12 protein-coding genes are annotated in these 13,516 nt (G+C 64.8%); 5 read left to right on the top strand and 7 right to left on the bottom strand.

Annotated features, from left to right (window positions below; translation table 11 throughout):
* Positions 1-304: 304 nt before the first annotated feature.
* Complete coding sequence (locus EDF61_RS15865; RefSeq protein WP_133834737.1) at positions 305-1,945, bottom strand: ABC-F family ATP-binding cassette domain-containing protein; 1,641 nt, start codon at positions 1,943-1,945, stop codon at positions 305-307.
* Positions 1,946-2,028: 83 nt separating this feature from the next.
* Between EDF61_RS15865 and EDF61_RS15860 the strand changes: the two genes are divergently transcribed.
* Together EDF61_RS15860 and EDF61_RS15855 are read left to right on the top strand one after the other, a co-directional pair.
* Positions 2,029-2,394: an ArsR/SmtB family transcription factor gene (locus EDF61_RS15860; protein WP_105658020.1), complete on the top strand. Its 366-nt coding sequence runs from the start codon at positions 2,029-2,031 to the stop codon at positions 2,392-2,394.
* A 27-nt stretch (positions 2,395-2,421) separates the two neighbouring features.
* Positions 2,422-3,642 carry an MFS transporter gene (locus EDF61_RS15855; RefSeq protein ID WP_133834736.1) on the top strand — a complete coding sequence of 407 codons (1,221 nt, stop codon included), beginning with the start codon at positions 2,422-2,424 and terminating at the stop codon, positions 3,640-3,642.
* A 179-nt stretch (positions 3,643-3,821) separates the two neighbouring features.
* Here EDF61_RS15855 and EDF61_RS15850 read toward each other — a convergent pair whose 3' ends face one another.
* The 5 genes from EDF61_RS15850 to EDF61_RS15830 form a co-directional block, all read right to left on the bottom strand.
* Entirely contained in the window at positions 3,822-4,484 is a 663-nt protein-coding gene (locus tag EDF61_RS15850; RefSeq protein WP_133834735.1) for a phosphoribosyltransferase, read from the bottom strand.
* Positions 4,485-4,674: 190 nt separating this feature from the next.
* Complete coding sequence (locus EDF61_RS15845) at positions 4,675-5,121, bottom strand: HD domain-containing protein (RefSeq protein ID WP_208294288.1); 447 nt, start codon at positions 5,119-5,121, stop codon at positions 4,675-4,677.
* Positions 5,122-5,322: 201 nt separating this feature from the next.
* Positions 5,323-6,831: a carboxyl transferase domain-containing protein gene (locus EDF61_RS15840; RefSeq protein WP_133834734.1), complete on the bottom strand. Its 1,509-nt coding sequence runs from the start codon at positions 6,829-6,831 to the stop codon at positions 5,323-5,325.
* Complete coding sequence (locus tag EDF61_RS15835) at positions 6,828-8,057, bottom strand: CaiB/BaiF CoA transferase family protein (protein WP_286172293.1); 1,230 nt, start codon at positions 8,055-8,057, stop codon at positions 6,828-6,830. Before EDF61_RS15835 ends, EDF61_RS15840 begins: the two co-directional genes overlap by 4 nt.
* Positions 8,058-8,102: 45 nt before the next feature.
* A complete protein-coding gene (locus EDF61_RS15830) occupies positions 8,103-9,464 on the bottom strand; it encodes an SLC13 family permease (RefSeq protein WP_133834733.1) in 1,362 nt (453 codons plus the stop codon).
* Positions 9,465-9,617: 153 nt separating this feature from the next.
* Between EDF61_RS15830 and EDF61_RS15825 the strand changes: the two genes are divergently transcribed.
* The 3 genes from EDF61_RS15825 to EDF61_RS15815 all read left to right on the top strand — a co-directional run bounded on the left by EDF61_RS15825 (position 9,618) and on the right by EDF61_RS15815 (position 12,189).
* Entirely contained in the window at positions 9,618-10,328 is a 711-nt protein-coding gene (locus tag EDF61_RS15825; RefSeq protein WP_286172292.1) for a FadR/GntR family transcriptional regulator, read from the top strand.
* Between the two features lie 534 nt (positions 10,329-10,862).
* The gene (locus EDF61_RS15820; protein ID WP_105658025.1) at positions 10,863-11,192 is read left to right on the top strand and encodes a PadR family transcriptional regulator; all 330 of its coding nucleotides are present in this window, start codon (positions 10,863-10,865) and stop codon (positions 11,190-11,192) included.
* A gap of 1 nt (position 11,193) precedes the next feature.
* Entirely contained in the window at positions 11,194-12,189 is a 996-nt protein-coding gene (locus EDF61_RS15815) for a permease prefix domain 1-containing protein (RefSeq protein WP_133834732.1), read from the top strand.
* A gap of 429 nt (positions 12,190-12,618) precedes the next feature.
* Here EDF61_RS15815 and EDF61_RS15810 read toward each other — a convergent pair whose 3' ends face one another.
* Positions 12,619-13,515 carry a LysR family transcriptional regulator gene (locus EDF61_RS15810; RefSeq protein WP_105658027.1) on the bottom strand — a complete coding sequence of 299 codons (897 nt, stop codon included), beginning with the start codon at positions 13,513-13,515 and terminating at the stop codon, positions 12,619-12,621.
* Between the last annotated feature and the right edge of the window lies 1 nt (position 13,516).

The following is a 13,516-nucleotide window of genomic DNA, read 5'->3' as shown; positions in this document are numbered from 1 at the left end:
ACCGGTAACGGTACCGGCTAGCAGCACCGTCAGCACGATGCCCAACCCGAGATAGTGCCCGCGGCGGCGGCCGACCAGTCCAGCTTCGGTGACCAGCTTCTTGACGTGGAAGAAGCTCTTGGGATCTCCCGGCTTGACCGTTGGCCCTTGGGGATGGAGTGTTGCAGTGCTGCTCAAGAAAATATCCTTGGGTACTAGGCGTCGACTTCGCAGTCGAAAGAACTGAAAAACTCGGCTCCCATAGTGCCAATCCTACGTTGGATAGCTGTGAACTTGCCAGTGCAATAAGTGCCCAAGTGAGGCCCTAGAAATGGGCCGTTAGTTGACCCTGTGCAACTTCCCATCGGGCATCCAGTCGCACATTCTCCAGCAACCGGCGATCATGGGTGACCAGCAGCAGTGCTCCGGTGTAAGCTTCCAGGGCTTCCTCGAGCTGTTCAATGGCCGGTACGTCCAGGTGGTTGGTCGGCTCATCGAGCACCAGCAGGTTCACCCCGCGGGCCTGGAGCAGCGCCATGGATGCGCGGGTTCGCTCGCCGGGGGAGAGCGAATCCACCAGGGCCGAGGACTGGTCGGCCTTCAAGCCGAACTTGGCAAGCAGGGTGCGCACCTCCGCGGCGGAGTACTCGGGCACTTCCAGTTCGAAGGCTTCGCCCAATGGCAGGTCGCCGGGCAGCTGGGTGCGCGCCTGGTCGATTTCTCCGATATTCACCGAACTGCCCAGGGATGCCGAGCCGCTGTGCGGGGCCAGCTTGCCCAGCAGCAGGTTCAGCAAGGTCGACTTGCCTGCTCCGTTCGGGCCGGTGATGCCAATCCGGTCCCCGGCGTTGACCTGCACCGAAACTGGCCCGAAAGCGTAGTTCCCGTGGGATACCGAGGCCTCGTTGAGCGTGCACATCACCGAGGACCCGCGCTCAGCCGCGGCGATGGAGAACTGCAGGACCCATTCCTTGCGCGGTTCGGCCACTTCGTCGAGCCGGGCGATGCGCGATTCCATCTGGCGCACCTTGGCGGCCTGCTTTTCCGAGGACTCGGAGTTGGCCCGGCGGCGGATCTTGTCGTTGTCCGGCGCCTTGCGCATGGCGTTGCGCACGCCTTGCGAGGACCATTCGCGCTGGGTGCGGGCGCGGGAGACCAGATCGGCTTTCTGGTTCTCGAACTGCTCGTAGGCCTCACGGGCATGGGTGCGGTTGATGGCCCGTTCGGCAAGGTACGAGTCGTAGCCGCCTTCATAGGTGGCTACCTGGTTCTGGGCCAGGTCCAATTCGATGATGCCGGTGGTGCAGCGGGAGAGGAACTCGCGGTCATGCGATACCAGGATCACCGGCGCGCGCAGGGAATTGATGAAATGCTCCAAATGCTCCAGGCCCTCGAGATCGAGATCATTGGTCGGTTCATCGAGCAGCACCGCATCGAAGCGGGAGAGCAGCAGGGCTGCTAGAGCCACGCGGGCTACCTGGCCGCCGGACAGGGCAGTCATCTCGGTTTCTACCGGGAGGGTGAAACCGAGCTTGGCCAGCACCTCGGGGATGCGGTCTTCCAGATCCATGGCGCCACAGGCCATCCAGTGGTCGAATGCAACGGTGTAGGCGTTATCCGCACCGGGCTTGCCGCTGCCAAGTTCTTCGGCGGTGGATTCCATGGCGGTGGTGGCCGCGGCGCAACCGGTGCGGCGGGCCAAATACGCGGTGATGGTTTCACCTGGAATGCGCTCGTGTTCCTGGGGCATCCAGCCGATGAACGCAGAATCCGGGGCAGTGCTCACCGTTCCGGCCTGCGGGGCCGCGGCCCCGGCAAGCAGCGAGAGCAGTGTGGACTTGCCAGCGCCGTTGGCACCCACTACGCCGTAGACATCACCGGGTGCGGCGGTGAAGTTCAGATTTGAGAAGAGGGTCCGGTGGGCGTGGCCGCCAGTCAGGTCCTTGGCCACGAGCGTTGCAGTCATGGCTCCAATTCTAGTTCCAGTCGGACGCGGAAAATTTCCGATGTGCCCTAGGCAATACCGGGCGAGAGCATTAGTCTATTAGCATGCATGCAGATAATAAGATTTATGCTCCGGATCCTTCCTCGGATTTCGTGGAGCTGGCCGCGGAAGTCTTCGGCTTGCTGTCCGATGCCACACGGATCCGGATTGTGCTGCATCTGCGCCGTGCCGGTGAGCTCTCGGTCAACGCGCTCGCAGAGCTGGTTGAGAAGAGCCCTTCGGGGGTATCCCAGCACCTGGCCCGTTTGCGCATGGCGCGCATGGTGACCACGCGCCAGGACGGAACCAAGGTCCTGTACAGCCTCACCGATGAGCACCCGGCGCGCCTGGTCAGCGAAGCGATCAAGCAGGCGGAGCATTCGGTATCCAACGGCCAGCTGCCGCTGCATCACGAAGCCCCGCAGGGCTAGCGGCAAAAGATACGGGAGTCGGCAAAGATGCTCGCAGTACTCAAGAACCAGGGGTACGCCAAGCTCTTCAGCGCCCAGATGATTGCGCTGCTGGGTACGGGCCTGCTCACCATAGCCCTGGGCCTGCTGGCTTTCGATATTGCCGGCAGCAACGCGGGACTAGTGCTTGGGCTGGCTTTGACTGTGAAGATGGTCGCCTATGTGGCCGTTGCTCCTGTGGCCAATGCCCTGGTTTCCCATATTCCGCGCAAACCCGTGCTCATCGGGTCCAACATCATTCGTGGACTAGTGGCGCTCTGCCTCCCATTCGCCAGCGAAGCGTGGCAGATCTATGTGCTGATTTTCGTACTGCAATCAGCATCGGCGACCTTCACCCCCGCGTTCCAAGCGGTCATTCCCTCGATCCTGCCCGATGAGCGGGATTACACCCGGGCCTTGTCGCTGTCGCGGCTGGCCTATGACATGGAGTCGTTGGCCAGCCCGATGCTGGCGGCCGCGCTGCTGACCGTCACCAGCTACCACAACCTCTTCGCCGGGACCGTGCTCGGCTTTGCCGCGTCTGCTCTGCTTGTTGCCGCGACGCGCTTCCCGGCGATCCCGCCGCCCCAGAAGTCGCTCTTCTTCCATCGCCTCACCGGGGGAACCCGGGCATTCTGGGCGGCACGGGAACTGCGCAGCCTGATGGCGCTGAATCTGGTGGTCGCCGCGATCTCCGCCATGGTCATCGTCAACACAGTGGTGCTGGTGAAGGGGGATCTGGGCCGTTCGCAGGTGGATGTGGCGCTGCTGCTCGGAGCATACGGTGCAGGTTCGATGGCGGTGGCACTGGGCATGCCGGGGTTGCTGGAGCGATTCGAAGACCGCAGCGTGATGCTCGCCGGCGCCGTGATGATGCCGCTGCTGCTGTTCGTCGGTGCCGCTGTGATCGGCTGGGGCGAGGGTTCTGGCCAATGGGCCGGGCTCCTTGGCCTGTGGCTGGCCCTGGGTGCGGCGACCGCAACTATCCTCACGCCCTCGTCGAGGCTGCTGCGCCGCAACAGCACCGAGCAAAACCGCCCCGGTGTTTTTGCCGCGCAATTTTCCTTGTCCCATGCATGCTTCTTGCTGACCTATCCGGTGGCCGGCGCCCTGGGCGCTTCGATCGGCCTGTGGGCTGCGGCTCTGGTCCTGGTCGGCATCGGAGTGGTCGGTACGGTGCTGGCATTTGCCTCGTGGCGCCCGGAAACGGTTTCGGCGCACCAGGGATGAGATCACCGGGGCAGCAGGACCGGCAGACGCAATTGGAGCCGGGAGCAGGGAATGACGCTGGATTCCTCCTTGCCGGCCCTTGCCCGTGCGGGGCTGGATGTGTTCGGTCGTGAAGCTGACCGGTGCCACCGGCTAACCCGGAACTTGGACGCAATGTCCCGGGCTGCGGTCCTGGGACCTCACCGCGCGGAGCGCAGCATTTCCAGGACCTGGTCCTGGCCCACCTGCCCGAAGTCCTCATAGAAGGCTCCGACGGCGGTGAAGTTATCCGGGGTGAGCAGTTGGCAGATGCCATTGACCCGGGGTGCCAATTCGGCAGCCGTTTCAGGCGAAGCCACCGGAACCGCCAGCCGGATGGAGGCAGGAGCCAACCCCTGGACTAGGTCCAGCGCGGCCTTCATCGTGGCGCCCGTGGCCATTCCGTCATCGCAAAGCAGCAGGTCGCGCCCGGCCACATCGGGGCAGTAGTCCTTGAAGGTGCCGGCCAGGGCCAGCAGGTCGGCGGCGGTGCCGCGTTCCAGGGATTCGAGTTCGTCCTTGCCGAAATACTGCAGCGCCCGGCGGTAGATCGCCTCGTTGATGTGGCGAGCGCTGCCAGTCCCGTACCGGGCAATGGCGCTGAACGCCAGTTCAGGATTGCTGGGCACCCCGAGCTTGCGCACCGCCACCGCGCCCAGGGTGGCCCCGAGGGCCTTGGCCACTTCATGGGCGATGGGCACTCCGCCGCGCAGCAAACCCAGCACGGTGTATTCGCCGGCGGGCAGCAGGGTGGACAGCTTCATGCCCAGCGCGGCGCCGGCATGGCTGCGGTTTTCGAACACTGTTCTTCTGCCTGTTGCCATAGTCCCAGTCTTGCCCAATGGCGCCCGATTGCAAGGGGGCTGCGGGAAATATCCAGCATTCCGAGTTCTGCGCGGTGATCAGGTGCCGCCACCGGATGCCGGCGAAGAAGTGCTGGCCGTGCGTGGCGGGGATCTTGGCAAGGAGCTATTTCCGGGCAGACCCGGGGTGACCCCAGGACTCGGTGCCTTGCTAGAGACCCAGGAGGGACCGGGTGCGCTGGTATTTCTCGGCCAGCCGTTGCCGGGTAGCCTGATCCAGCTGGATTGTGCGTTCCGGGTCGGTGTTATCGGCCAGGTCCGCTTCCTTGACCAGCAAGGCCAGCGCATTGCCGCGCACCCCGGCGCAATATTCTTCCAGGCTCTGCCCGGGCCGCTTGCTCAGCAGTTCCACCGCCACGATGACCGTGTCGGGAAGGCCAGCGGCACGCAGGTCCGCCGCGCTCACGTCGCAATCCTCGATCACATCATGCAACCAGGCGGCCGCGATGGCTTCTGGCGAACCGCCGAGGTCGCGCGCGTGCCCGGCCACTCGTGCCGGATGCCCGATATACGCGGCGCCGAGCTTGTCGACCTGTCCTTCGTGGGCGCCGGACGCGATGTCCTTGGCCGTATCGATCATCGATTTGCGCTCGCGCATAGTCCGCCTCGCTGGGTAGTTCCTGTCGAGTCCCACTCTACGCAGGGCGGCCGGCATTTGGGGAGGAAGCCTGATCCTTGAACTTCCTCGTGCCTGCAGGGTGCAGCCGGCCGGCCCGGCGAGACGGCAGTGGCGGTGGCAGGCATGCCAATGGCGGGTCCAGCAGCCGTTGCCGGACCGGCCCGGTGTCCCAGTGCGGAACTAGCTGGAGGCTCGTCCCAAGTTCTGGAACTTTTTCTGCCGGCGCTCCAACCGATCTGCTTCGGGAATGGCAAGGGCCAGGGAGATTTCCGCAGCAATAGCCGTTCCGAGTTCCTGGCAGAACTCGCGCGGCCGGGTGGCAGCGTCATCGAACTCGTCCACCACGTGGTCCACCAGGCCAAAGTCGCACAGCGAAGCAACGCCGATCTTCTGCTGGCGGGCCATATCCGGGGCATGGCTGGTACTGCGGTGCATGATGGCGCTGGCGCCCTCGGGCGGCAACGGCGAGAGCCAGGAATTGCGGGCTGCGATGGTCCGGTCCGCCGGCAGCAGCGCCAGTGCGGCGCCGCCGGTACCTTGGCCGAGGAGCACCGACACCGAGGGGGACCGCAAGCCGATCAATTCGCTGAGCGAACGGGCAATCTCTCCGGCCAACCCGCCTTCCTCTGCCTGCACCGAGAGCTCGGCGCCGGTGGTGTCGATGATGGTGACCAGCGGCAGGCCGAGTTCCTGGGCCAGTTGCATCCCGCGGCGGGCCTCGCGCAGCGAGGCGGGCCCGAGGCTGGCCGTGTCCGGGTGCCGCGGCCGCTGCTGGCCGAGCACCACGCAGCGCTGTCCTGCGAACCGCGCCAACGCCAGCATCAGCCCGGGGTCTTTCTCTCCCTGTCCGGTTCCGTTCAAGGGCAGCGCGTCGTCAGCTGAGGCCAGCAGCATCCGGGTGTCCGGTCGGCGCGGGTTCCGGCTGGCTTGCACAGAGCGCCAGGCGTCCTCGTCCGCACTGCACGAGATGCTGCCCACCGGTGCCGGGAAAGCGCCGGAATCTCGTACCGGCTGCAGGATCTGCAGTGCCCGGTCCACTAGCTGCGGAAGGTCCTGCGGCGGGACAACCGCGTCGATCAAGCCCTTGCGGAACAGGTTCTCCGAGACCTGGACGCCCTCCGGGAAGTCCTGTCCGTAGAGTGCCTGGTAGACCCGTGGACCCAGGAAACCCAGCAGCGCCCCTGGCTCGGCAACGGTGATGTGCCCCAAAGAGCCCCAGGAGGCCATGACACCGCCGGTGGTGGGATGGCGCAGGTAGACCAGATAGGGAAGTCCTGCCGCCTTGTGCCGGCGGACCGCATCGGTGATGGCGACCATCCCCAGGAAGGCCAAGGTGCCTTCCTGCATGCGGGTGCCCCCGGAAGCGGGCCCCGCCAGCAGCGGCAGTCCGGCCGCCGTTGCGCGCTCGATGGCCGCGACAATGCGCTTCACGGCAGCCTGCCCGATGGAACCGGCCAGGAAGTTGAATTCCGAGACGATCACCGCCACTTCGCGGCCCTGGATCAGCCCCTTGCCCGTGAGCACCGATTCATCGGTGCCGCTTTTTGCGCGGGCGGCATCGAGGTCGGCCGCATAGGATTCGCTGAGCTCGGGCTGCTGCGGCTGGCTGTCCCAGGACTCGAAGGAGTCTTCATCCAAGACGATGGACAGTAGCGCCGACGCGTCAATCCGTTGGGTTCTGGTGCTCATGACTGGTCTTCCTTCCTCTCTTCGAGCCAGCGGTCCACGTCCGCTGCATCTGCATTGAGCAGGGGCGGAGCGGTATGCGCCTTGCGGGTGGTCTCCTTGCTGGTGGCGGCATCGAAGAAGCGCAGGGGAGGGCCGGGCAGGCTGACCCTGCCCAGCACTTCGTGCTCCACCTCCACGATGAGCCCTTGGGAGTGGACCTGGTCCCAGTCATAGACCTCCTCGATGGAGCGCACCTTTCCCGCTGGAATGCCGGCTGCGTCAAGGGAGTTGAGCAGCTGCGCCGCATCGTATGCGCTAAAAGCCCGTTCGATCAGCTCATTGAGCGCCGCGCGGTTCTCCACACGCTGGGAGTTGCTGGCAAAGCGGGGATCCCCGGCGGGCAAGCCGAACCGGGAGGCGAAGGCCTGCCAGAGCTTTTCGCTGCCGATGCTGATCTGCACTTTCCCATCGGCACAGGAATACAGGCCGTAGGGTGCAATGGAGGGATGGTGGTTGCCGATGGCTTGGGGATTCTCCCCGGCCACGGTCTGCCGGGTGCCCTGGAAGGCATGGACCCCGATGATCGAGGCCAGCAGGGAGGTGCGGACCACTTGGCCGCGACCGGTCCTTTCGCGTTCCAGCAGCGCTGCCAGCGCCCCGTACGCTCCATACATCCCCGAGAGCAGATCCGCGATGGGCACCCCGACCTTCTGCGGATCCTCCGGGCCGGAGCCGGTGATGGACATCAGCCCGGCCTCGCCCTGCAGGATCTGGTCGTAGCCGCTGCGGTGGGATTCGGGGCCGTCGTGCCCGAAGCCGGTAATGGACAGGATCACCAGCCGCGGATTCAATTCATGGAGCACCTCGACGCTGAAGCCGAGCCGGTCCAGCACACCGGTGCGGAAGTTCTCCATGAGCACATCCGAGTTCCTGACCAGCTCGGCCAGCTTGGCTTGGTGCGCGGAATCCTTCAAATTCAGCGCAACAGACTGCTTATTGCGATTGCATGACAGGAAGTAGGTGGCCTGCCGGTTGTCTTCCGGCCCGACGAAGGGTGGGCCCCAGCCGCGGGTGTCGTCCCCGGTGCCCATCGCTTCGATCTTGATGACCTTGGCACCCAGGTCGCCCATCATCATTCCGGCATGCGGCCCGGCCAGTGCACGGGTCAGGTCAAGGACCACGTAGCCGCTCAGGGGGCCGGTGCCGGTGGCCAGGGTTTCTTCGGGTTGGACTGTAATCGAGCTCAAGAGATTCCTCCTAGGGATGTGAAGATTGGCCGGTTCCGCTGGTGCCTACAGCCAGCCGGGCAAGACCAGCAGCGCCCAGGCCAGAACGGGGCCGGCCAGGACGATGATGCCGCCGTAGCCCAGGACCTGCTTGTAGAAGCGGTCCTTGTCGGTGCCTTCCGGGGCGTTGGCAAGGACCAGGGCGCCGTTGGTGGAGAAGGGCGAGACATCCACGATGGTCGAGGCGATGGCCAGCGCGCAGATCAATCCGGTAGCGCTGATCGAGCCCGAGCCCAGGAACGGGATCGCCAGCGGGATGAGCGCGGCCAGGATGGCAGTGGATGATGCGAAAGCCGAGACAACGGCGCCGATGTAGCAGATGAGCAAGCCGGCAAGCAACGGTGCTCCCAGGGTCGCCACGGCGTTCGAAGCGTATTCGATGGTGCCGGCTTCCTCCAGGACTCCGACGAAAGTGAGCATGCCGCAGATGAGCAGGACGGTGGACCAGCTGATCTTGTTGACCGCCCCCTTCTGGGCAGCGGGGTTGACCAAGGCCAGGACGACCGCGATGGTGATCGAAACGAAGCCGACGTCTACCTTGAAGCCCAGGGCGATCACGGCCAAGGCGACCAGGCCGAGGATGGTCATTGCCTGGCCGAAGCGCTGGCCCGGGGCATGCGGCGCGGCGCCGTCGCCGGCAGGATCGCGGGGACCGTAGGTTCCCGAGCCGCTGCCCTTGAAATCGACATCGGCTGCCTGCGAGCCCACGGAGACCGACAGGCGGGCCTCGGCAACGCGTTCGGCGATGGCGCTGGCCCGCTGGCCTGCCAGTTTGCGCCCGCCCAGGACCAGGAACAGCACGATGGCGATCACCAGGTTGAAGGCGAAGCTGGTGAGGAACAGGGCGGTGGGGCTGAAGGCGAATCCGGCTTCCTGGACCAGCCCATTGACGATCACGCCGTAGACGGCGATCGGGGAGAAGCCGCCGGCTTGCGCGCCGTGCACGATCAGCATGCCCATCATGAGCGGGTTGATCTCGTATTTCTGCGCGAAGCGCAGGCCGATCGGGGCGATGATCGCCACCGCTGCCGGGCCCAGGGCGCCGATGGCGGTAATGGCTGCGGTGATGGCGAACATGACCCAGGGGATCAGCGAGATCCGGTTGTCGACAAGTTTCACCGCCCGGTCAACCAGGATGTCGATGGTGCCATTGTTCTGGGCTATGGCGAAGAGGTAGGTGACCCCGACCAGGGTCAAGAACAGTCCTCCGGGGAAGCTGGCGAGAATGTCCTTGGCATCCATGCCGAGGAATATCGTGCCGAGCAGGAAGGCTCCAACGAAGGCCAGGGCTCCCATGTTGATCGGGAACATCGTGGCAATTATGAACATCACCGCCAAGACGATGATGGAGACGAGTGCGACAGACATGGGTAATCCTTTTCGGGAGGCTTTGCACTGAATGGTTTTGCTGTGACGGGTGTCACTGGCTCACTGGCCTAGCCTCCTAGACTCTCGGTGTCTTGTCAAGGTAATTTTCGGTGTAAGTTTGAGGAAGAACACATTTTCAGGTGGGGAGTGGTTGTGGCTGAAGCCAAGAAGGCCAGGGCGTTCGCGAAGGTGCAGCGTCCTCGGCTCTATGAGCAGTTGATGCAGCAGATCCTGGCTTTCGTCGAAGCAGAGCAGTTGGGGCCCGGCGACCATCTGCCGGCCGAGCGCGAGCTGGCAGAACAGCTCGGCGTCTCGCGAGCGACCCTGGCCCAGGCCCTGGTGGCGCTGGAAGTACTCGGGGTCATCGACGTGCAGCATGGAACCGGCGCGGTGCTCGTGCACCGTCCGAGCGTCGCCACGGTGCTGCGCGAACTGCGCGAGCACAAGAACCGGTTGCCGGATATCGTCGAGGCGCGCAGTACCTTGGAGGTCAAGCTGGCCGCGCTGGCTGCCGCACGCCGCACCGAGGCGGACCTGCGCAAAATCGATCACGCGCTGGAGGTGATGGCCGCGGAAATTGGCGAGGGCGGCCGCGGCGAGCGCGGTGATGAGCTTTTCCACGAGGCAATCACCGCTGCAGCCAAATCAGCGGTTTTGCAAAAACTCATGACGTTTATCGCCGAGATGGTGCTCGAAACCCGCATCGAATCGTTGGGGCAGCCAGGACGCCCGGAGCGTTCGCTGGAGTCGCACCTGAAAATCGCCGATGCGATTCGCCGCGGCGATGCCACGGGTGCCGCCGCCGCGATGGGCGAGCATATAGAAATGGTCTCCGACGTGGCCCTGCTCAGGGACGGCAGGTAGCCGCAAAGCCGTTCAGCCAATTGCTGCCGGGCGAGGCTGGCCCTTTTCCGCCGGAGCCGTTTTCTTCAATGTCCGGGCGGCTCGAGGTGCTGCCGGCCGCTGGCTTTTGCTATTCTCCCGCGCGCAGTGCGCGGAAGGCCTCCGTGGCCGGAGGTTGGCCCGTTGCGGAAAGTTCACAGTTAGCAAAAGGCGATGGGCGGTGCGCGGGAAAAGCGAGGCCACTGCCGACTATGGACCATGCTGCCGGGCTCGGGGAAGCCGAGGCTGTTGATCTCGTCGCCGCATAAGGCCTTGAGCGCGCAGCGGGGAGCAGGCTGCGCTGGAATTCAACGGATCTTGGCACTCCAGTCCAGCCGCCAGTCCTGCCGCTACGCGATGCGTTACTTGCTGGTTTGCTTGTCCCGCCTCAGCGCCACCGCTCACTTCCGGCTGCAGCCCCCAGTTCTGCAACGAATAGCATTGAACACCTGTTCTCATCTTGTGACAGTAATGTGTGATTGACGATAGTGTGTGGCGCACGGTAATGTGAGCGGCATGGAAGAGTTCGACACCCAACTGCAAGAGCTGCGACGCGGCACCGTTGTGCTCGCTTGCCTGCAGCTGCTGCGCAGTGCAGGATACGGCTACAGCCTGCTGGAGCAGCTCGACGACCACGGTTTCTCCACCGATGCCAACACCTTGTATCCGCTGCTGCGGCGTCTGGAGAAGCAGGGTTACCTCACCAGCGAGTGGAACACCGAGGAGGCCAGGCCACGCAAGTTCTACCGAACCTCGCCTGACGGTATCCGTCTTGCCGACACGTTGACCACGGAATGGCGATCACTGGCAACGGCGATCGCCTCGCTCACCGAAGAGGAGCACTGACATGACTGCCACATTGACCGAACGCTACATCTCGGCCACGATCCGCAGCCTCGAGCCCGGCACGCGGAACGACATCCGCGCCGAGCTCGAAGCCTCCATTGCCGACGCCATCGAGGCGCGCGTAGCCCAAGGCGAAGCCGCGCAGGAGGCAGAACGCCGCGTCCTGGCCGAACTCGGCGACCCCGGCATCCTCGCCGCCGGCTACGCAGACCGGCCGCTGCACCTGATCGGGCCGAAGTACTACCTGGCTTGGTGGCGCCTGCTGAAACTGCTGCTGTGGATCGTGCCGCTCTGCGTGGCAGGGGCAATGGCGCTGGGTTTGCTGGTCTCTGGACAGGACGTGGGCGAAAGCATCGTCCAGTCGCTTTCCGTCGGGCTGCAGGTCATCGTGCACGTGGGCTTCTGGACCACGCTCGTGTTCGTCGTGCTCGAGCGCACTGGCGCGGACACTGGCGTGAAGTGGGATGTCGACCAGCTGCCGGAAATTCCCGAGGATGGCGCGGGCCGCAGCGAGTTGACCGCGTCACTGGTATTCCTGGGCATCGCCGCCGGCGCGGTGGTGTGGGACCTGGTCCGAGGATTCTTCCCCACAGGCGGTGAACCGATCCCGATCCTCAGCCCGGGGCTGTGGCCGTGGTGGATCGGCGTCCTGTTCGCACTGATCATCCTCGAGGCCGTCTTCGCCGTCGCGCTGTTCCGCCTGCGTCGTTGGACAACTGCCATGGCGGTGCTGAACACCGTGCTCGCCTTGGCCTTCGCGGCCTGGGCGCTGATCCTGCTGCTGCGCGGCGAGCTCGTCAACCCGGAGTTCCTCTCGTTCGTTGCGGTTGCCGGAGGCGACGGGTTCGCCGCCGGCAACGCGCAGGCCGCTGGCAATGGCGGCATCTTCCGCATTCTCGCCGTGCTGCTCGGGTGCGGAATCGCGGCCGGCATTGGCTGGGATATCGTTGACGGCTGGCGCAAGGCTGTGCGGGAACGGGGCACAGCCCGGGGGTGAACGCGCTGAATGGCAGGTGGGAGTCCGTGCCACCGTGTCCAGCGCTGAGCTGCCTGCCGGCAATGATACGAGCTCGCGGGTCACTGCCCCCGGCTTGTGTTCCGGCACGGAAGCCCCTCCATCAATTGGGCCGACAGTTGCTCGAAAGGCACCTAGGAAAGCACGTCATCACGATCAGGAAGAGCGCCGTCAACCACGACTGCTCCGAACGCTTCCGGCGCTCGCTCGGCTCCGCCTGCGCAAATACTCGCCGTTCGAATCCCGGGTGCACCCGACGAGCGAAGCCTCCGGCAATCAGCGATCCCTCGGAGGGGCCATCACGGTACATGCGACTGCCTCCGTGCCGCACCGCCACCCATTAGCTGAGGCCGCTGTTCGGCCAGTAGAATCCCATGCCGGCCCCTGCGGCGAGGCCGTCTTCTTCCCGGATCAGTATTCCTGCATCAGGGCCGTGATCTGCTGGATCAGCGCACTGACCAAGGCTGGTTGCCGGCGTCGCGGCATGGTGAGGATCTGTGCGCTGCGTTCGGCCAGAGCCGGATGGTCAATCGGGATGAACCTCAGCCCTTGGCTCAGCCCATCGCGACGAGCGAAGCGGCTGAGCAAGGTCACCCCCGCGCCGGAACGCGCAAACTCCATGGCCGGATTGATGTGATCGGTAGTTAGCGCGATCTTCGGCGTGAGTCCGGCCATGGAGGTGGCGATGTCAAAAAGCTCGCGCTGGGTGATGCCCTTGGCCGGCATGGACATCGGGTACTCGCAGAGCTCGGCCAGCGACAGCTGCGTCCGCTCAGCCAGGGGGTGGTCGGCGCAAACCACGGCATAAGCCGGAGCTGGGCAGGAATGCTCGACGGTTACATGGCGCTGCGGGCCCAGGGCAAAGATCGTCGCGAGATCCGCAGTGCCTTCGATAACCTGCCTGGTGGCCTCGGCCGAGGGCAAGACGCTCAGGTGAACCGTCACCTCGGGATGTTCCTTGCAGAACGCGGAGACGGCGCGAGGAGTCACCGAGGCAGCAAGTCCTTCCGAGCTGGCCACCTCGATGACTCGTGAAGCCCCCGAGGAGAGCTCGCTCAGATCCTGAGCCAGTTGCTCGCCTTCGGAGAGCATGCGGCGGGTATGGGCCAGCAGCAGCACCCCGGCATCGGTCAATTCCATGCCGCGGGCATGGCGGCGGAAAATTGCCGCGCCGACGTGGCGTTCGAGCTGGCTGATCTGCCGGCTGATCGCCGACGCGGAAACATGTTGCGATTCGGCGGCATCGGAAATAGATCCCGTGCTAGCCACCTCATGGAAGTAGCGCAGCGCCGTTGGCAATGTTTGCATT

This window comes from Arthrobacter sp. JUb115, from assembly GCF_004365035.1.
In the GTDB taxonomy this organism is placed as follows: Bacteria; Actinomycetota; Actinomycetes; order Actinomycetales; family Micrococcaceae; genus Glutamicibacter.
The sequence above is the reverse complement of the archived record's forward strand: the minus strand, read 5'-3'. Positions and strand labels throughout refer to the sequence as shown.

Coding starts and splice junctions, on each gene's coding strand:
- EDF61_RS15865 (WP_133834737.1), bottom strand. CDS start 1,945: ATGACTGCAACGCTCGTGGCCAAGGACCTGACTGGCGGCCACGCCCAC.
- EDF61_RS15860 (WP_105658020.1), top strand. CDS start 2,029: ATGCATGCAGATAATAAGATTTATGCTCCGGATCCTTCCTCGGATTTC.
- EDF61_RS15855 (WP_133834736.1), top strand. CDS start 2,422: ATGCTCGCAGTACTCAAGAACCAGGGGTACGCCAAGCTCTTCAGCGCC.
- EDF61_RS15850 (WP_133834735.1), bottom strand. CDS start 4,484: ATGGCAACAGGCAGAAGAACAGTGTTCGAAAACCGCAGCCATGCCGGC.
- EDF61_RS15845 (WP_208294288.1), bottom strand. CDS start 5,121: ATGCGCGAGCGCAAATCGATGATCGATACGGCCAAGGACATCGCGTCC.
- EDF61_RS15840 (WP_133834734.1), bottom strand. CDS start 6,831: ATGAGCACCAGAACCCAACGGATTGACGCGTCGGCGCTACTGTCCATC.
- EDF61_RS15830 (WP_133834733.1), bottom strand. CDS start 9,464: ATGTCTGTCGCACTCGTCTCCATCATCGTCTTGGCGGTGATGTTCATA.
- EDF61_RS15820 (WP_105658025.1), top strand. CDS start 10,863: ATGGAAGAGTTCGACACCCAACTGCAAGAGCTGCGACGCGGCACCGTT.
- EDF61_RS15815 (WP_133834732.1), top strand. CDS start 11,194: ATGACTGCCACATTGACCGAACGCTACATCTCGGCCACGATCCGCAGC.
- EDF61_RS15810 (WP_105658027.1), bottom strand. CDS start 13,515: ATGCAAACATTGCCAACGGCGCTGCGCTACTTCCATGAGGTGGCTAGC.